The sequence below is a fragment of the Stenotrophomonas sp. YJH_SMC_69 genome, assembly GCF_059370495.1.
On sequence record NZ_JCAFTS010000019.1, the window covers coordinates 1 to 16,870 of the forward strand.

Consider the following 16,870-nt stretch of genomic DNA (forward strand, 5'->3'; position numbering starts at 1 on the left):
CTGGGTCACTTCGGCCTGCAGCGCCTTGCGGTCGCTGGCCGAGTTGGTGGCGTTGGAGGCCTGCACCGACAGCTCGCGGACGCGCTGCAGGTTGTTGCCGATTTCGGTCAGCGAACCTTCGGCGACCTGGGCCAGCGAGATACCGTCGTTGGCATTGCGGATGGCGACGTCGGTACCGCGGATCTGGGTGCCGAAGCGCTCGGAGATCGCCAGGCCGGCGGCGTCGTCCTTGGCGCTGTTGATGCGCGAACCGGAGGACAGGCGCTGGATGGTGGTAGCCAGCGAGCTGCCGCTGGTGCTCAGGTTACGCTGAGCATTCAACGACATCGTATTGGTGTTGATGACTTGTGCCATGAGGAGAGGTCCTTGAGCGGTTGCACGTGAGTTGGGTTAGACGCCCCCGACGTGCCCCGGGGGCGGCTCATGTCAGCGCTGCAACAGGCTGAGCACGTTCTGCGGTACCTGGTTGGCTTGGGCCAGCATGGCCGTACCGGCCTGCTGCAGGATCTGGGTGCGGGTCAGTTCGGCGGTTTCCTTGGCGAAGTCGGTATCGCGGATGCGGCTGCGCGACGCGGACAGGTTCTCCGAGGAGGTCTGCAGGTTGGCCACCACCGAGGTGAAGCGGTTCTGGATCGCGCCGAGGTCGGCGCGGACGCTGTTGACCGATTCCAGGGCCTTGTCGACGATCGACATCGCCTTCTGTGCGCCTTCGGCGGTAGTGACGTTCAGGTCCTTGACGAAGCTGGCCGCTGCACCGGTCAGGGTGCCGCCGTTGGTGCTGGTCTCGGTCAGGCCCAGGCCGGCGAGGGTCGCGGCGGTGGCGCCGGCCGGCGGAGTCGCCGCGCTGAAACCCAGCGCGAAGGTCTGGCCATCCTTGACCGAGGCCAGGCTGACGACGCCGGCATTGACCGAGGCAACCACGCCGGTTTCGCCCAGCTTGTTGTTGATCGCCGCGGCGGTGGCCGAGGTGATCGATTCGCCGGCCTTCACCGTGAAGTCGCTGATGGTGACCGTGGTGGCGGTGCCGCCCGGCGGGGTGACCGAGACCTGCAGGCCGGAGTAGGTGGTGTCGGCCGTCGCCTTGTCCACCGCCAGTGCGGTGCCGGTATAACCGTTGGCGAAGGTGGCCGCGCCCAGCGAATCGGCCTTGGCGTTGACCACGCTGTTGATGGCGATGGCCTGGCCGGCGTTGGCGCCCACCTGGAACAGCTGGCTGGTGAAGCTGCCGTCCAGCAGCTTGGTGCCGTTGAAGTCGGCCTGCTTGGCGACGCGGTCGATCTCGCTGACCAGCTGGGTCACTTCAGCCTGCAGGGCCTTGCGGTCGCTGGCCGAATTGGTGGCATTGGAAGCCTGCACACCCAGTTCGCGGATGCGCTGCAGGTTGTTGCCGACTTCGTTCAGCGAACCTTCGGCGACCTGGGCCAGCGAGATGCCGTCGTTGGCGTTGCGGATGGCCACGTCCAGACCGCGGATCTGGGTGGTGAAGCGCTCGCTGATGGCCAGGCCGGCCGCGTCGTCCTTCGCGCTGTTGATGCGCAGGCCGGACGAGAGGCGCTGGATGGTGGTGGCGAGCGAGCTGCCGCTGGTGCTCAGGTTGCGCTGAGCGTTGAGCGACATCGTATTGGTGTTGATTACCTGTGCCATGGGGTCGTCTCCTCTTATATGGAACCCGTTGGTGAATGAAACGAAGCGCCGCCTGTTTTTTTGTGTGGCTGTGTGCTTCGCCGTTGCCAAATGAATAACGGCGCTTTGTCAACAACCTTTAGCCGTGAATTCCATTGAAGCCAGAATTCGTTGCCTGAAGCTGTTTTCCCGGGGTTTTCAGCCCTGTTGCCAGGGTGGAAGCGGCCCCGGGAGGGGCGGTCGGGCAGGGCCTGACCAGCGCTGATGAAGGTATCGGCGGGGTCGGGCCGGGCTTGATGGAGAATCACGGAAAATCGTCCAGCGACGGCCAGGTGGCCGCGCAGCGGCGGGCAGGCGCGCAAACGAAAAAGGCCGCGATGCAGGGCATCGCGGCCTTTCGGGACTGACTCGGGCGGCGCGTCAGCGCAGCTTGTTGAACAGCGACATCGACTGCATCTGCGAGAAGATCGTCTGCGCCGCCTGCAGCGCGGTGCTCTGCAGCTGGTACTGGCTCAGCGCATCGGCGTAATCCAGGTCGCGCATCTGCGACAGCGTGGTCTTCAGGGTCACGCCATTGGCCTCGCGCATGTCGGCGGCATTGTCCAGCGCCTTCAACTGCGCACCGCCTGCGGCACGCGAATCGATCATCCGCTCGGAAGCGCGCGCCACGTCGCGCAGTGCGCTCTGCAGCTGGTTCTGCTGCGCAGTCATCTGCGCGGTGGTACCGGTGTCGGCACCCAGCGCCGCCACCAGGTTGTCCATGGTGGAGAAGATGTCGCGGCTGCTGGCGGCCTGTACGCTGAAGCTGTCACCCGCCGCCGGTGCGCCGGTGATGCGCAGGCGCACACCGTTCACTTCCAGATCGTCGCCGGCCTTGTAGGTGCCGGTTCCGGTCACGTTGCCCGCACCATCCACCACCTCGTACTGGTTGCCAGTGGTGAAGCGCACGCTGAAGCCCTGGCCGTTCCAGCTGTCGCTGCCGTCGCGGGTGATGTTGGTCAGCACGCCGTTGCCGGTGTTGCCGGCCGCGGCGCTGCCGTCGACGAAGCCATCGCCGGTGGGAATGCGCATGAAGATCTCGCTGCCGGGCAGCGCGTCCTTCACGTAGGTATCCGGACCGACTTCAACCTGGCGCTGGGTCTGGTCGCCACGGTAGACCACTTTGCCGTTGATCTTGGCAAACGGCGGGTCGCCGTCGTTGGTGCCACCGAACACGTAGCGGCCGGTGCCATCATCGGCGTTGGCCAGCGACAGCAGGCCGTCGCGTATCTGGTTGACCTCGGTGATCAGCGTCTTCTTGTCCGCCGCGCTCAGCGCCGGATTGCTGGCCTGGATGGTCAGATCGTTGACGCGTGCCATCAGGTCGTTGACCTGTGCCAGGGTGTTTTCCTGCACGCCCAGGCGGTTCTGCACGTTGCCGGCATTGAGCTTCATGCGGTCCAGTGCAGCCAGGCTGCGGTCAAGGCCGACCGCGGTGCCGGCGGCAACCGGATCGTCCTTGGCGCTGACGATCTTGCTGCCGGTGGCGATCTGCTGCTCCAGGTGGCTGAGCTTGGCCTGCTTGGCCATCATCAGCGACACCGACTGGTTGAACATCATGCTGGTGGAGATGCGGCTGCTCATCGGCGGACGGCTCCCAGGATGGTCTGGAACATGCTGTCGGCGGTCGAGATCAGCTGCGAGGCGGCCTGGTAGGCCTGCTGCAGGCGCAGCATGTCCGCCGCTTCCTCGTCCAGGTTCACGCCGGAGACTTCGTCGCGGGCTTCCTGCGCCTTGTCATTGATCACCAGCTGCGCGTCGAGCGAGTACTCGGCCGAGCGGGCGGCGGCGCCGACCTGGGTGGTCAGGCCACCCAGCGCGCCGTTCAGTGTCACCGTTCCGGCGTTGAACGCCTTCGCGCTTTCCACCTTGGCCAGCTTCGACGCGTTGCTGTTGTCCGACGAACCGGCCGGGGTCGGGGTGATGTTGAAGGTATCGCCCACCTTCGGTGCACCGTCCAGCACGAAGCTCCAGCCGTTGGCGCTGATGGTCTGGCCGGGCGTGTAGGTCTGCGGCGGCCCACCGTCGATGGTGTAGGTGGTGGCCGAGGTGAACACGATCGCCGACGGATTGCGCAGGTTGGCGTTGGTCGAATCGGTGACGGTGACACCGCTCAGCTTGCCGGTACCGGTGTTGGCGGTGGCGGCCGCGCCCTTCACCGCTGCGGCGGCGGCGATGCGCGACGGATCGGTGATTGCCACTTCCATGCTGCCGGCCACGCCCGCGGTCGGCTGCAGCAGGAAGCGGTCATTTGCAGCCGGCGTACCGCCGACGACCAGCTTGACGCCGTTGATCACCAGCGGATCGGCGGCGGTGCCGGTGCCGGTCAGCGGGATGCTGGCGCCGGTGTCGGCGCGGCTGGCCTTCCAGTTGGTGCCATCGAACTGCAGCACCACGTTCTGCGCGTCCAGCTTGCCCAGGTCGCCGTAGGTTGCGCTGAGGCTGGCGGTGCCGGTATTGCTGTTGTTGCCGGTGACGCGCGGGTTGCCGATGGTGAAGAAGTCCCCGCCCAGCTGGCCATACAGGTCCACGCCCTGGTGGTGCGCCTGGTTGAAGCTCTCGGCCAGGCCCACCGCCAGCTTGCCCAGTTCAGCCTGGGCAGGGGTCAGCACGGTGTCGCGGAATTCCAGCAGGCCACCGATCTGGCCGCCGACCGCCTTCGGGTCGAGGCGGATGGTGTTGCCCTGGGTCTCCAGCGCCAACTGCAGGCGTTCGGGCTGGTACGGGTCGGCCACGGTGGTGACCTTGGTCGCCGTGGTACCCACCACCAGCGCGTTGCCGCCGGCGGTGTAGACATTCATGATGCCGCCGTCCTGGATCACCGCCGTGCCACCGGTGTAGCCGATCAGCTGGGTGATCAGCTGGTCGCGGCGGTCGAGCAGATCGGGCGCCGCGGTGGCGACGTTGGTGCCGATGGCGCCGTTGATCTGCGCGATTTCCTGCGCCAGGCGGTTGACCTCGGTGGCACCGGCCAGCAGGCCGTTGTTGACCTCGCTGTTGAGGTTGTTCAAGTGCGTGTTGAGCTGCACGAAGCGGTTGGCCAACGCCTTGCCGCCGTCGAGCATGTTCTGGCGGTCGGCGGTGCCGGCCGCGTTGGACGACAGGCCACTGACCGAATCGAAGAAGTTCGACCAGACGCCGGCCACATTGGTGGCCGCATCGGAGAACAGCGCGTTGACCCGGTCGGCCATGCCCGAAAGCTGTTTCAGGCGCGCCAGTTCACCGCTGCTGTCGAGCAGGCGCGAGATCGCCAGCTGGTCGGCAGTGCGGCGGATGTCAGTGATCCGGGTGCCGTTGCCGACCGTGCCATAGCCGTAGTTCTGCGGGTCGGCGGTTGCGAAGTTGACCTTCTGCCGGCTGTAGCCGGGCGTATTGAGGTTGGCCACGTTGTGGCTGGTGGTCGCCAACGCACGCTGGAAGGCGAGCAGGGCACCGGTACCGGTGGAAAGTACGCTGGACATGGGGTTCCTCAACGACGGGTGATACCCAGCGCCGCGGTCGCGGTGCTGGCGAAGGTCTGGCCAAGGCGCGCGCCGGCGTCGGTCACGGCCGCTACGGCACGCTCGATGGTCGGGCCGCCGGCGATCGCGGCGATCTTGGCCGCATAGCGCGGGTCGGTGGCATAGCCGGCGCGCTGCAGGCCACGGGCGAAGCCCTGCACGTCGGTGCCGGCCTGCAGGGCCTGCTGGTAGCGCGGGCTGGTCTTCAGCAGGCGCACGTAGTCGGCGAAGCTTTCGGCCGGCGAGCTGTAGGCGCGGAAGCTGGCGGTTTCGTTGCGGCGTACGCCATCCACGTATTCGTGGGTGCCGGCTTCAACGCGCTGGCCGCTCCAGCCGGTGGCCTTGATGCCGAACAGATTGTGCGAGGTACTGCCGTCGGACTGGCGGATGTGGCGCTTGCCCCAGCCGGTTTCCAACGCGGCCTGGGCGACCAGCGCACGGGCATCCACGCCCAGTTCCCTGGCCGCGCTCTGCGCGTGCTGCCAGATGCTGGCGACGAAACCTTCCGGCGTGTGCGGCCCCAGCTGGGCCACGGCGGTGCGGGTAGCCATCGCATCGGCTTGGCTCATGGCCGTACCGCGGTTACTGGCCGTCGCCGACCACTGGTCGTTGTTGGTGGACCAGTCCTCGCCCTGCAGGTTGCCGATGTACGGATCCTCGGTGCCCAGCGAGCGGTGCAGGCTGCTGCTTTCGCGACCGGCGATCAGGTCCAGTGCCTGTTCCATCGGTGCCAGCGCGGCCTGCGCGCCGTGCTGTGCGCCGGCCGCCATCTGCTGCAGCATGCGCACGGCCTGGCTGCCATCTTCCAACGGCAGCGACGGTGCCGGCTTGTCCGGCGCGTTGAGCTGGTAGGCGCGGCTGGCCTTGGCCGGAGCCACGCGGGTATCCAGCGCCGGGCCGTCGGCGGCCTGGCCGGACAGCTGGCGGCTGATCATGCCGGACAGGCCCAGCCCCTTGCCGCGGGTCATCGCCTCGGCGATCTTCTGGTCGTACATGTCGCGGAACATCTTGTTCTCGCCGGGAAACAGCGAGTCGCCGAAACTGGCATCACGCATGCTCTTGACCAGCATCTGTGCGAACTGGCCTTCCAGCTGGCGTGCGACCTTGTCGATCTTCGCCGGGTCGTTCTGCTGCGCCGGGTGCAGGTCGAATGCGGGATTGATGCGCATGTCAGATCACCTCGAGCTCGGCACTCAATGCGCCGGCCTGCTTCAGGGCTTCCAGGATCGCGATCAGGTCGCCCGGCGCCGCGCCCACGGCGTTCACCGCGTGCACGATCTCGTCCAGGGTGGTGCCGCCGCTGAACTTGAACATGCGGCTGCCGTCGTTGGTGGCGGTGATGGTCGACTGTGGGCTGGCCACGGTACGGCCACCGGACAGGGCATTGGGCTGGCTGACGTTGGTGTTCTCCTGGATCGTCACCGTCAGCGAACCATGCGAGATCGCGGCAGGGCCGACCCGCACCTGCTGGCCGATGACCACGGTGCCGGTGCGGGAATTGACCACGACCTTGGCCGGGGCGCTGCCCGGGGTCAGCTCCAGGTTCTCGATGCGGGCCAGCAGGCCGATGCGTGCGCCCGGATCGGTCGGCGCAGTCACGGCCACGGTCACGCCGTCGACCGCACGCGCGGCGCCTTCGCCGAACGCGTTGTTGAGTGCGGCGACCATGCGCGAAACGGTGGTGAAATCGTTGTTGTGCAGATTCAGCGTGATGTCGCCGCCATTGGCCAGCGGGTCGGGCAGGGCACGCTCGACCGTGGCGCCATTGGGAATGCGGCCCACGCTCGGTACGTTCACCGAAACCCGCGAACCATCCTTGCCCTGCGCACCAAAGCCGCCGACGATCAGGTTGCCCTGCGCGATCGCATAGATCTGGCCGTCGGCGCCGCGCAGCGGGGCCATCAGCAGCGAGCCGCCGCGCAGCGAGACGGCGTTGCCGATCGACGACACGGTGATGTCGATCGGCTGGCCCGGCTTGGCGAACGGCGGCAGCTCGGCATGGATCGCGACGGCCGCAACATTCTTCAGCTGCGGATTGACGTTGGCCGGTACGTTTACGCCCAGCTCGCCGAGCAGGTTCTTCAGGCTCTGCACGGTGAAGGGCGCCTGGCTGGTGCGGTCGCCGCTGCCATCCAGGCCGACCACCAGGCCGTAGCCCACCAGGGCGTTACCACGCACGCCGCCGACCTGGGCCAGGTCCTTGATGCGCTCGGCGCTGGCCGGGGCTGCCACGACCAGCAGCATCAGCGCGACGAACGACGCCACGCGGCGCTGCCAGGAAGAAGAGGGGAGGAGTTTCATGGCCATACTCAGAACGGCGTCAGGCCGGAATTGAAGAAGCGGCTCAGCCAGCCCATCGCGTTGGACTGCGCGACCGGGCCGCGGCCGCCGTAGACGATGCGGGCTTCGGCCACGCGGCTGGAAGGAATGGTGTTGTCCTGGCTGATGTCGCCCGGACGCACGATGCCCTGCACCTGCACCAGTTCATCACCCTGGTTCAGTCGCAGGTTCTTCTGCCCCTGTACCACCAGGTTGCCATTGGGCAGGCGCTGGATCACCGTGACGGTGACACTGCCCTGCAGGCGGTTGCTCTGCGCGCTGTTGCCCTTGCCGGTGAAGTCACGCGCGCCCTTGGCCGTCGCACTGAGGATGTCCTTGCCGCCCAGGGTGACCGGCGCACCGAGGATGGACGGCGTGCCCAGGCTCAGGTTGGATTCCTTGTTGGTGGCCGTGTTGGCGCTGGTCTGCGCGGTGGTGTTTTCCAGCAGGGTGATGGTCAGCAGGTCGCCGACATCGCGTGCGCGGCGGTCCGAGTACAGCTGCAGGGTCGGGCCGGCAGCGTAGATCGCACCGGCGGTCGGCGCGGCCTGCGGCGGCATGATCGGCTGGATCGGTGCCATCGCCGCGTAGGGGCGCACGTCGCCGGCGATCACGCAGCCACCGAGCAGGGCGACCACGGCGCAGGCGAGGGCAGTGCGGGTGAATCTGGAAATGGGCGACATGGCGGTTTCCCGGTTGGGCCGGTCAGAGCTTGTTGTTGAGATAGCCGAGCATCGAATCGGTGGTGGAGATTGCCTTGGCGTTCATTTCGTAGGCGCGCTGGGTTTCGATCATCGACACCAGCTCTTCGACCACATTGACGTTGCTGCCTTCCAGCGCGCCCTGCACCACGGTGCCGAGGCCGTTGAGCCCGGGATTGCCGTTCTGTGCCGGACCGGAAGCGGTGGTTTCCAGGAACAGGTTCTCGCCGCGTGCCTGCAGGCCGGCCGGATTGACGAAGTCGGTCAGGGTCAGCGCACCCACTTCCACTGACGCCGCGCCGTCGGCCATCTTCACGCTGATGGTGCCGTCGGTACCGATGGTCACCGACTGCGCGCCCTCGGGAATCTGGATGCCCGGCTGCACCGGGTAGCCGCTGTTGGTGACCAGCTCGCTGTCCTGGTTGATCTTGAACGAGCCATCACGGGTGTAGGCCGAGCTGCCGTCGGGCATCTGCACTTCGAAGAAGCCGCGGCCGTTGACCATCACGTCCAGCGCACGGCCGGTCTGCTGCTGGCCACCCTGCTCGAAATTCTTGGCGGTGGCGACCACGCGTACACCGGTACCCAGCTGCAGGCCGGTCGGCAGCTGGGTCTGCGCCGACGAAGAGCCGCCGGGCTGGCGCACCTGCTGGTACAGCAGGTCCTCGAAGCTGGCACGGTCCTGCTTGAAGCCGGTGGTGTTGGTGTTGGCGAGGTTGTTGGAAACCACCGACATGCGCATCTGCTGCGCATCCAGTCCGGTTTTCGCGATCCACAATGCCTGGTTCATCTTCGGTGTCCTGTCTGGGTAAAGCCGGCCGCGCGATGCGGCCCCTGGTAACGGGTGTGCAAGCGGTGTGCCAGCGCCGCGCCCGGGCGGCGCCGGAATTCCGTCAGCTGCCCAGGCGCAGCAGGCTGTTGGCACTGCGCGCGTTGTCGTCGCCGTGCTTGATCACCTGCACCTGCATTTCGTACTGGCGCTGCAGCTGGATCATCTGCACCAGTGCACCGGCGGCATCGACGTTGCTGCCTTCCAGCTGGCCGCTGTGCACGGCCGTGCCCTGTGCCGGTGCGAACGGCTGCAGTGGGTCGGTGTTGCGGAACAGGCCATCCAGGCCACGCTCGAGGCGCTCGTCCGGCGCCTGTACCACCTTGATCCGGCCGATCTGCGCCATGGTCTGCGGGCCTTCGCCCTGCGGGATGATCGAGAGCGTGCCGTCGGCACCGATTTCCATCGCCTGGTAGGGCGGAATGGCGATCGGGTTGTTGTTGTCATCCAGTACCGGACGGCCGCTGGAGGTCACCAGCTGGCCGTTCGGGGTGACCGACAATGCAGCGCCGCGCGTGTACGCCTCACTGCCGTCGCTGGACTGCACGGCCAGCCAGGTGCCGGTCTGCAGGGACAGATCCAGCGGCTTGCCGGTGATGTGCTGCGAGCCGGGCGTACGGTTGAAGCCGGCGTCGACGTGCAGCGCATCCACCCGCGAGGCAAAGCCCGGGCCCTTGATCGGGAACGCTTCGGTGTTGGCCAGCGCTTCCTTGAAGCCAGGGGTGTCCGAGTTGGCGAGGTTGTGGCTGAGCGTTCCCTGCGCCTGCAGGGAGGCGCGGGCACCGGTCATCGCCACGTAAAGAGCTTTATCCATGCGGGGAGTTCCGTGACAGGGTCAGCAGCTCATCAACGGATGTTGATGACGGTCTGGGTGATCTGGTCCTGCGTGGTGATCATCTGCGCGTTGGCCTGGAAGTTGCGCTGCGCGGTGATCATGTTGACCAGCTGCTCGGTGAGATCGACGGTGGACGCTTCCAGCGAGCCGGCCTGGATCTTGCCGAGGTTGGAGGTGTCCGGCATGCCGGTGCGCGGCGTGCCCGATTCGAAGGTCTCCACCCACAGGTTGTTGCCCTTCGATTCCAGGCCCTGCGTGTTGTTGAAGGTGGTCAGGGCGACCTGGCCCAGCGGCTTGTCGTCGCCGTTGGAATAGCGGGCGTAAACCACGCCGGATTCGGACACGGTCACTTCGTTGAGCTTGCCGGCGGCATAGCCGTCCTGCTGGGTATTGCGCAGGGCGAACTTCTCGCCGTACTGGGTGGAGCCGCTGATGTCCAGCGTCATGTTCAACTGGCCGGCACCGGTGGTCGGGGTGAAGGTGCCGAGGCTGACCTTGCCGTTGGCAGGTGCGACCAGCTTGCCGCTGTTGTCGAAGGTGACCGGGGTCGGTGCGCCGGCCGGCTGGCCATCGACGTAATTGCGCACGGTCCATTCGTTGGGGTTGGCGCCCTTGACGAAGTACGAGACCTGGATGTGGCTCACGCCCAGCGAGTCGTACACGGTGATGCCACCGCTGGAGTGGTTGTAGCTGTTCGAATCGGCCGGGTCGAAGGTCGCCACCGTCGGTTGCTTGGCGTTGGCCGGCAGGGTGAAGCCAACCTTCACTTCGCTGGTCTGCTTCGGCGGGCTGTCGGTGGTCAGCAGCTGCAGGTCGACCAGGCGGCCTGCATCGAAGTTGGTGCCATCGGCATTCGGCGCGAACACCTGCAGGCGCGCACCCTGCGGGTTGACCACGTAGCCGGCCGAGTCGGTCTGGAAGTTGCCGGCGCGCGAGTACACGCGCGAACCATTCATGTTCATGGTGAAGAAGCCTTCACCGGAAATGGCCATGTCCAGGCTGCGCCCGGTCTGCTCGTTATGGCCCTGGATGAACTGCTGGGCGACGTTGGAAACGCGCACGCCCGAGCCGGTCTGGTTCTTCGACAGGCCGTAGCTGGTCGAAGCGAACAGGTCGGCGAACTCCGCGCGTGACTGCTTGAAGCCGGTAGTGTTGACGTTGGCGACGTTGTTGGCGGTGACGCTCAGGTCGGTGTTGGCGGCGTTGATGCCGGACAGCGAGACATTGAAGCCCATGGGATGCTCCTGGTTGATGCGGAAGGTGCGGCTCAGCTGACGCGGAGCACGTAGTCGATCGGGGCCGTGCCCAGGCCCTTGAGGTTCAGGTACAGGCCGTCGGAACCAACGGTCACGCTCTCCACCGGCGCCTGTACGTAGGTGGACAGCTTGGTGCTCTTGCCGGCGGTGTCGACATGGCTGGCAACGGTGGAGTACTTGCCCGGCTCCATGCGCTTGCCGTTGGCATCCTTGCCGTCCCACTGGAAGGCGGTTTCGCCGGCAGCCTTGGCTTCCACGCTCAGCGAGGTGACCTTGGCGCCGTTGGCATCGGTGATGTCCACGGTGATGATGCCGGCCGACGGTGCAGCCACCGTGCCTTCGACATTGCCTTCCTTCTCCAGCACCAGCTTTTCCGACGGCACCAGCACCTGGTGGCCGACCAGCGCAGCGCCACGCAGCACCTGGTCGCTGGCCATCGACTCCTGGAAGCCCTTCACCGTCTTGTTCAGATCGGTGATGCCCTGCACGGTGGACATCTGCGCCATCTGCGCGACCATCTGCGTGTTGTCCATCGGCTTCAGCGGATCCTGGTGCTGCAGCTGCTCGGTCATCAGGCGCAGGAAGTCGGCCTGATCCAGCGTGTTCTTCTTTTTCGTGGCGTTGCTGTTGGGGGCGTTCAGGCCCAGCGCGGAATAGACGTCCTGGCTGGTCTGGTTGTTGACGGCGGTGGTCATGGCGGTATCCGGTGCTGCGGGCCTCAGCGGCCCATGGTCAGGGTGGCCAGGGCCAGTTCCTTGGCGGTGGTCAACATCTCCACGCCGGCCTGGTAATTGCGCGAGGTCGAGATCAGGTTGACCATCTGCGCCACCGGATCGACATCGGGCTGGTAGATGTAGCCATCGGCGTCGGCCAGCGGGTGGCCCGGCTCGTAGCGCTTGATCGGCGCGGCCTCGCTCTGGGTGATCTCCTTCACCTTCACCGAGGTGATGTTGGGATCGTTCTTGCTGGTGACGGCCTGGAAGATCGGTTCCAGCGGCTTGTACACGGCGTCGGCGGAACCGGCGACGGTGTCGGCATTGGAGAGGTTGGAGGCGATGGTGCTCATGCGCACCGACTGCGCCTGCAGCGCGGAGCCGGCGATGTCGAAGATCGGCAGGTTGCTCATGGCTTATTGCCCCGTGATCGCGGTCAGCATGGAACGCACCTTGCTCTCGACGAAGCTGAGCGAGGCGCGGTATTCCAGTGCGGCGCGGCCATAGGCGGCACGCTCGGCATCGGGGTCGACGGTGTTGCCGTCCAGGCTGGGCTGCACGCCTTCGCGCGCGATCTGGAACGGGTTCAGGCCACTACTGATCTCGTAGTGCTGCTCATGGGTGGTGGCCATCAGGCCATTGGCATCCTGCCCCTGGGCGTGGCGCAGGGCGGCATCGAAGTCCAGGTCCTGGGCCTTGTAGCCGGGAGTGTCGGCATTGCCGAGGTTGCTGGCGATCAGCTTCATCCGCTGTTCGCGCAACGGCATGGCCTGGGCGTGGACGCCCAGGTAGTCGGTAATCAGGTTGCGCACGGTGCACTCCCACGGGAACGTTGCCCGGGAAGCTGCAAGGGGTGTGCCAAATGGAGAGGGGGTCAGATCCCCGCAGGGGCTCTGACCCCGTGGTTGACGCGTTGCGATGCGGGGTCGGAGCCCGTTCCGGGATCCGACCCCTCGGCGGGCCTTACGCCGCCAGCGCCACCTTGCGCAGGCGGTCCAGCACGAAGTCGGCCAGCTCGTGCGGCGAGTACTTGGCGACGAACGCATTGGCGCCGACGCGCTCGACCATGGCGTTGTTGAAGACGCCCGACAGCGAGGTGTGCAGCAGCACGTACAGGCCGGCCAGGCCCGGGTGGCGCCGGATTTCCGTCGTCAGCGTGTAGCCATCCATGGCCGGCATCTCGATGTCCGAGATGACCATGGCATAGCGCTCGGTCGGGTTTTCCCCCGAGGCGTGGACCTGCAGCAGGTGGTCCAGCGCCTGCTTGCCGTCGGAAAGCAGGGTGGCACCCACGCCCAGCTGGTCCAGCACGCTGCGGATCTGCTGGCGGGCCACGCGCGAGTCGTCCACCACCAGCACCTGCAGCTGCGGGCCGTCGGCGGGCATGGCCATTGCCGGGTCGAGTACCGCTTCTCCGCGCACCTGGGCGATATCGGCCAGCACGCTCTCAACGTCGATCACCTGGATCAGCTCGCCCTGGAAGCGGGTCACCGCGGTCAGGTAGCTCGACTCGGCGCCCAGCTCCGGTGGCGGGTGGATGTCTTCCACCGCGATGTTGACGATGCGTTCGACGCCACTGACCAGGAAGCCCTGGATCGAGCGGTTGAATTCGGTGACGACCAGGTAGCCGGGCGAGGTGTCCGCGTCCGGTTCGCGCTCGGGGTGGCCGATCGCCAGGCCCAGGTCCAGTACCGGCACCGAGCGGCCGCGCACGTCGGCCACGCCGGAGAACTGGCTGGGCAGGCCGGGCACCTGGAACAGCTCCGGGCGGCGCAGGACTTCCTGCACCTTGAAGACATTGACGCCAAAAAGCTGACGTCCGCCGAGGCGGAACAGCAGCAGCGCCAGGCGGTTGTGGCCGGCCAGTCGGGTCCGCTGGTCGATCCGGTTGAGCAGGTCATGGGACATGGCTGCTGTATCGGCGTGGTGGGGGCGGAACTTGAGGGCGCTCTGCCGCCCGCGCGGCCCGCACCGCGTTTGTAGAGTCGACTGTCAGTCGACTGCTCTTCGATCCGATCACGGGAAACCCCGCGCTTCGCGCGAAAGTCGACTGGCAGTCGACTCTACCCATCCGGTCGAATCCCCATCCCGGATCCGATCAACGGGCCCCGGTCTCTGGCACACCCCTTGCACGCTGCTGGGCCAGATCCCATCGACAGGAGGCGCCATGCGCCGGGTCACATCGCTGTTCGCCATCGCGCTCGCCCTGGCCGCGCCGTGGGCGGGCGCCACGGACTGGCAGCCGGTGGCCAGCATCCGCACTGCGGCGCTGTCGACGCTGCCTGCCGGCAGTGAAGGCGAGGCGCAGGTGGCCGATGCGCTGCGCCTGCCGAAATGCGGCAGCGCGTTGCAGGTGCAGCCCACCGCCAACACCACGGTGGAGGTGAGCTGTCCCGATGCGGGCGGCTGGCGCCTGTTCGTGCCGGTGAAGGTGCGGCGCAACCAGACCGTGCTGGTGCTCAACCGCGGAATCGGCACTGGAGAAACCCTCACGGCCGCCGATATCACCACTGCCCAGCGTGACGCTGCCCGGATTGCCGGCGCGGTGCTGTCCGATCCCAATGCAGCGATCGGCCGCATCGCCCGCCGTCCGTTGCAGGCCGGAGCCCTGCTGTCGAACAACGATCTGGTGGTCCAGCGTCTCATCAAGCGAGGAGACAATGTAGCCCTGGTGTCGCGTCGCGGCTCGGTCGAGGTGCGCATTGCCGGCCGTGCGATGGGTGATGCCGGTGAGAACGAGCGGGTCTCGGTCGAGAACCTGTCCTCGCGGCGGATCGTGCAGGGCACGGTCGACGCCGCAGGTGACGTAATCGTGGCGCGTTGATTTACCGCAAAATATCCCTAAAGATCACGGCCCTGCGGCCGTTATCCCTTGTGAACGGCAACTCCAGGACACCCCATGAGCCAGAAAATCGACGGCAACCTGCAGGTCCCCCAGGCACTGCGCAGCGTGACGACCCCGGCCAGCAAGCCCGGCGTCAGCACCGATGCGGCGGCGCGCCCGGTCGAGGCGGCCGACAGCCTGCGCCTGACCGGCGAGGCCACCAATCTGCAGGCCATCGAGCGTGAGCTGACCACCGCCCCGGCGATCGACGCCCAGCGCGTGGCGGCCGTGCGCGAGTCACTGCAGAACGGCACCTACAAGATCAATCCGGACGCGATCGCATCGCGCATGCTCGATCTGGACCAGCAGCTGCACGGATGACTGCGGCGATGAGCGAGCCGCTGCAGCGCCTCGCCCAGGCCCTGGACGTTGAGCGCCAGGCCCTGGTCGAGCACGACGTGCACGCCCTGATCCGGGCCACCGGCGCCAAGCTGGAAGCGCTGCGTGCGCTGGAAGGCGCGCCGCCGGTGGGCGAGGGCGAACAGCTGCAGGAACTGGCCGAGCGCAACCGCGCCAACGGCGTGCTGCTGTCGCGCCGTCGCCGCGAGGTGAACTGGGCGCTGCGCCAGCTCGGCCGTACCGAAGATGCCTCGGCCTACGATGCCAAGGGCCAGTCGCACACGGTCAGCATCGGCCGGCCACTCGCCGTCGCCTGACGCGACGGCGGTCGCACACCCCCTCCCGGTGGGCTGAAGCCCGCTGCATGACCGCGTATATTGGGCGCCTGTTCGAACGCCCCGAGTCGCCGTGTCCGCTGCCAACGCCCTGGTTACCGCCCCCCTTCCGCCGCAGCCGGTGCTGCAGGCCCTGCTTGAGCGCCTGCGCGAAGGCCTGCTGCTGTTCACTGAAGACGGGCAGGTGGCCCTGGCCAACCCGGCCGCGCAGAACCTGCTGGCCAGTGGCTCGGACGGCGGATTGCCGCCGCCGCAGCGGCTGCGCGAGCTGCTCCCCCCTGATGCACTGGAGCAGGCCCGCCAGCATGGCCACTGGAATGGCAGCCTGCCGCTGGGCGAGGGCGTGGTCATCGCCCACCTGTACCACCATGGTCCGGTCGGCGAAGGGCATTTCCTTGCGTTGTTCCGCCACATCGAAGGGCAGGAAGACTACGAGCGCGAACTGCAGCAGCGCCACGCCGAGCTGCGCCAGGCCTACCTGCGCCTCAATGGCACCCAGGAAAAGCTGCTGCAGTCGGAGAAGATGGCCTCGATCGGCCAGCTCGCCGCCGGCGTCGCGCACGAGATCAACAACCCGATCGGTTACGTGCACTCCAACCTGGGCAGCCTGCAGGAGTACCTGCGCAGCCTGTTCACCGTGATCGAAGCCTACGAGCGCGCCCTGCGCGCGCCGGACCCGAAGGCACTGATTCCGGAAATCGATGACATCCGTGACCGCCTGGACATCGACTTCATCAGCCGCGACCTGCCGCAGCTGATGGCGGAATCGCGCGAAGGCATCGAGCGCGTTACCCGCATCGTGCGCGACCTGAAGGACTTCTCGTATTCCGGTCGCGACGAATCGTGGAAGCTGGTCGACCTGCACGCGGGCCTGGAATCGACCATCAACATCATCTGGAACGAACTCAAGTACAAGGTCACCCTGGTACGCGAATTCGGCCAGTTGCCGCTGGTGGAGTGCCTGCCGTCGGAGTTGAACCAGGTCTACATGAACCTGTTGCTCAACGCTGGCCATGCCATCGCCGAGCGCGGCACGATCACCGTGCGCACCGGCGTTGATGGCGATCACGTGTGGGTTGAATTCGAAGACACCGGCGGCGGCATCTCGCCGGAACTGCGCCAGCGCATTTTCGATCCGTTCTTCACCACCAAGCCGGTCGGCAGTGGCACCGGTCTGGGCCTGTCGATCTCCTACAGCATCATCAACAAGCATCACGGCCGCATCGACCTGGACAGCACCCCGGGCGTGGGCTCGCGCTTCCGCGTGGTGCTGCCGGTGAAGCAGCCGCGCTGACCGCTTCCGAAGTGGAACCGGACACCCAGAGCAGCCGGCCAGCGGCCGGCTCTACCGGGGCCTATCGATGGTAGTGCCGGCCGCTGGCCGGCAGCTTCATTGAACCCGGCCACCCAGAGCAGCCGGCCAGCGGCCGGCTCTACCGGGGCCTATCGGTAGTGCCGGCCGCTGGCCGGCAACCTCATTGAACCCGGCCACCCAGA

The 16,870-nt window shown here is 66.8% G+C and carries 18 protein-coding genes; 4 read left to right on the forward strand and 14 right to left on the reverse strand.

Annotated elements, in window-relative coordinates; genetic code table 11:
* The 14 genes from AC5P8F_RS20250 to AC5P8F_RS20315 form a co-directional block, all read right to left on the reverse strand.
* Positions 1–354 (reverse strand): flagellin N-terminal helical domain-containing protein (locus AC5P8F_RS20250; RefSeq protein ID WP_495202977.1); only part of this gene is annotated, 354 nt, incomplete at its 3' end.
* 72 nt (positions 355–426) lie between these two features.
* On the reverse strand, positions 427–1,644 hold the full coding sequence (locus tag AC5P8F_RS20255; RefSeq protein WP_495228898.1) for a flagellin: 1,218 nt from the start codon (positions 1,642–1,644) through the stop codon (positions 427–429).
* Between the two features lie 399 nt (positions 1,645–2,043).
* Positions 2,044–3,246: a flagellar hook-associated protein FlgL gene (gene flgL / locus AC5P8F_RS20260; protein WP_014647057.1), complete on the reverse strand. Its 1,203-nt coding sequence runs from the start codon at positions 3,244–3,246 to the stop codon at positions 2,044–2,046.
* Entirely contained in the window at positions 3,243–5,123 is a 1,881-nt protein-coding gene (gene flgK, locus AC5P8F_RS20265; RefSeq protein ID WP_049439354.1) for a flagellar hook-associated protein FlgK, read from the reverse strand. The genes flgL and flgK overlap by 4 nt, the downstream gene beginning before the upstream one ends.
* Before the next feature lie 8 nt (positions 5,124–5,131).
* Positions 5,132–6,331: a flagellar assembly peptidoglycan hydrolase FlgJ gene (gene flgJ / locus AC5P8F_RS20270; RefSeq protein ID WP_049439356.1), complete on the reverse strand. Its 1,200-nt coding sequence runs from the start codon at positions 6,329–6,331 to the stop codon at positions 5,132–5,134.
* 1 nt (position 6,332) lies between these two features.
* Entirely contained in the window at positions 6,333–7,469 is a 1,137-nt protein-coding gene (locus AC5P8F_RS20275) for a flagellar basal body P-ring protein FlgI (protein WP_041863393.1), read from the reverse strand.
* 2 nt (positions 7,470–7,471) lie between these two features.
* Positions 7,472–8,164, reverse strand: coding sequence for a flagellar basal body L-ring protein FlgH (gene flgH, locus AC5P8F_RS20280; RefSeq protein WP_014647061.1), 693 nt, complete (start codon positions 8,162–8,164; stop codon positions 7,472–7,474).
* 22 nt (positions 8,165–8,186) lie between these two features.
* A complete protein-coding gene (flgG, locus tag AC5P8F_RS20285; protein WP_005409571.1) occupies positions 8,187–8,972 on the reverse strand; it encodes a flagellar basal-body rod protein FlgG in 786 nt (261 codons plus the stop codon).
* 103 nt (positions 8,973–9,075) lie between these two features.
* Positions 9,076–9,825 (reverse strand): flagellar basal body rod protein FlgF, encoded by a 750-nt coding sequence (locus tag AC5P8F_RS20290; protein WP_032961905.1) that lies wholly within the window; start codon positions 9,823–9,825, stop codon positions 9,076–9,078.
* A 32-nt stretch (positions 9,826–9,857) separates the two neighbouring features.
* Positions 9,858–11,081, reverse strand: coding sequence for a flagellar hook protein FlgE (flgE, locus tag AC5P8F_RS20295; RefSeq protein ID WP_014647063.1), 1,224 nt, complete (start codon positions 11,079–11,081; stop codon positions 9,858–9,860).
* Between the two features lie 32 nt (positions 11,082–11,113).
* Complete coding sequence (locus tag AC5P8F_RS20300; RefSeq protein WP_495228900.1) at positions 11,114–11,797, reverse strand: flagellar hook assembly protein FlgD; 684 nt, start codon at positions 11,795–11,797, stop codon at positions 11,114–11,116.
* A gap of 23 nt (positions 11,798–11,820) precedes the next feature.
* A complete protein-coding gene (flgC, locus tag AC5P8F_RS20305) occupies positions 11,821–12,228 on the reverse strand; it encodes a flagellar basal body rod protein FlgC (RefSeq protein WP_005416461.1) in 408 nt (135 codons plus the stop codon).
* Between the two features lie 3 nt (positions 12,229–12,231).
* Positions 12,232–12,627 carry a flagellar basal body rod protein FlgB gene (gene flgB / locus AC5P8F_RS20310; RefSeq protein ID WP_005409576.1) on the reverse strand — a complete coding sequence of 132 codons (396 nt, stop codon included), beginning with the start codon at positions 12,625–12,627 and terminating at the stop codon, positions 12,232–12,234.
* A 151-nt stretch (positions 12,628–12,778) separates the two neighbouring features.
* A complete protein-coding gene (locus AC5P8F_RS20315; RefSeq protein ID WP_049439361.1) occupies positions 12,779–13,723 on the reverse strand; it encodes a chemotaxis protein in 945 nt (314 codons plus the stop codon).
* 259 nt (positions 13,724–13,982) lie between these two features.
* On the opposite strand from AC5P8F_RS20315, the gene flgA reads away from it, so the two are divergent.
* The 4 genes from flgA (at position 13,983) to AC5P8F_RS20335 (ending at position 16,667) form a co-directional block, all read left to right on the forward strand.
* On the forward strand, positions 13,983–14,639 hold the full coding sequence (flgA, locus tag AC5P8F_RS20320; RefSeq protein ID WP_032961903.1) for a flagellar basal body P-ring formation chaperone FlgA: 657 nt from the start codon (positions 13,983–13,985) through the stop codon (positions 14,637–14,639).
* A gap of 75 nt (positions 14,640–14,714) precedes the next feature.
* Complete coding sequence (gene flgM, locus AC5P8F_RS20325; protein ID WP_014647067.1) at positions 14,715–15,020, forward strand: flagellar biosynthesis anti-sigma factor FlgM; 306 nt, start codon at positions 14,715–14,717, stop codon at positions 15,018–15,020.
* The gene (locus AC5P8F_RS20330) at positions 15,017–15,355 is read left to right on the forward strand and encodes a FlgN family protein (RefSeq protein WP_014037132.1); all 339 of its coding nucleotides are present in this window, start codon (positions 15,017–15,019) and stop codon (positions 15,353–15,355) included. Before flgM ends, AC5P8F_RS20330 begins: the two co-directional genes overlap by 4 nt.
* A 91-nt stretch (positions 15,356–15,446) precedes the next feature.
* A complete protein-coding gene (locus AC5P8F_RS20335) occupies positions 15,447–16,667 on the forward strand; it encodes an ATP-binding protein (RefSeq protein ID WP_014647069.1) in 1,221 nt (406 codons plus the stop codon).
* The last annotated feature ends 203 nt before the right edge of the window (positions 16,668–16,870 follow it).

What these genes read in the sequence shown, in the direction of transcription:
- AC5P8F_RS20290 (WP_032961905.1), bottom strand. Translation starts at nt 9,825, where the DNA reads ATGGATAAAGCTCTTTACGTGGCGATGACCGGTGCCCGCGCCTCCCTG.
- flgM (WP_014647067.1), top strand. Translation starts at nt 14,715, where the DNA reads ATGAGCCAGAAAATCGACGGCAACCTGCAGGTCCCCCAGGCACTGCGC.
- flgJ (WP_049439356.1), bottom strand. Translation starts at nt 6,331, where the DNA reads ATGCGCATCAATCCCGCATTCGACCTGCACCCGGCGCAGCAGAACGAC.
- flgC (WP_005416461.1), bottom strand. Translation starts at nt 12,228, where the DNA reads ATGAGCAACCTGCCGATCTTCGACATCGCCGGCTCCGCGCTGCAGGCG.
- AC5P8F_RS20255 (WP_495228898.1), bottom strand. Translation starts at nt 1,644, where the DNA reads ATGGCACAGGTAATCAACACCAATACGATGTCGCTCAACGCTCAGCGC.
- AC5P8F_RS20315 (WP_049439361.1), bottom strand. Translation starts at nt 13,723, where the DNA reads ATGTCCCATGACCTGCTCAACCGGATCGACCAGCGGACCCGACTGGCC.
- AC5P8F_RS20275 (WP_041863393.1), bottom strand. Translation starts at nt 7,469, where the DNA reads ATGGCCATGAAACTCCTCCCCTCTTCTTCCTGGCAGCGCCGCGTGGCG.
- flgA (WP_032961903.1), top strand. Translation starts at nt 13,983, where the DNA reads ATGCGCCGGGTCACATCGCTGTTCGCCATCGCGCTCGCCCTGGCCGCG.
- flgG (WP_005409571.1), bottom strand. Translation starts at nt 8,972, where the DNA reads ATGAACCAGGCATTGTGGATCGCGAAAACCGGACTGGATGCGCAGCAG.
- flgH (WP_014647061.1), bottom strand. Translation starts at nt 8,164, where the DNA reads ATGTCGCCCATTTCCAGATTCACCCGCACTGCCCTCGCCTGCGCCGTG.
- AC5P8F_RS20330 (WP_014037132.1), top strand. Translation starts at nt 15,017, where the DNA reads ATGACTGCGGCGATGAGCGAGCCGCTGCAGCGCCTCGCCCAGGCCCTG.
- flgE (WP_014647063.1), bottom strand. Translation starts at nt 11,081, where the DNA reads ATGGGCTTCAATGTCTCGCTGTCCGGCATCAACGCCGCCAACACCGAC.
- AC5P8F_RS20300 (WP_495228900.1), bottom strand. Translation starts at nt 11,797, where the DNA reads ATGACCACCGCCGTCAACAACCAGACCAGCCAGGACGTCTATTCCGCG.
- flgK (WP_049439354.1), bottom strand. Translation starts at nt 5,123, where the DNA reads ATGTCCAGCGTACTTTCCACCGGTACCGGTGCCCTGCTCGCCTTCCAG.
- flgL (WP_014647057.1), bottom strand. Translation starts at nt 3,246, where the DNA reads ATGAGCAGCCGCATCTCCACCAGCATGATGTTCAACCAGTCGGTGTCG.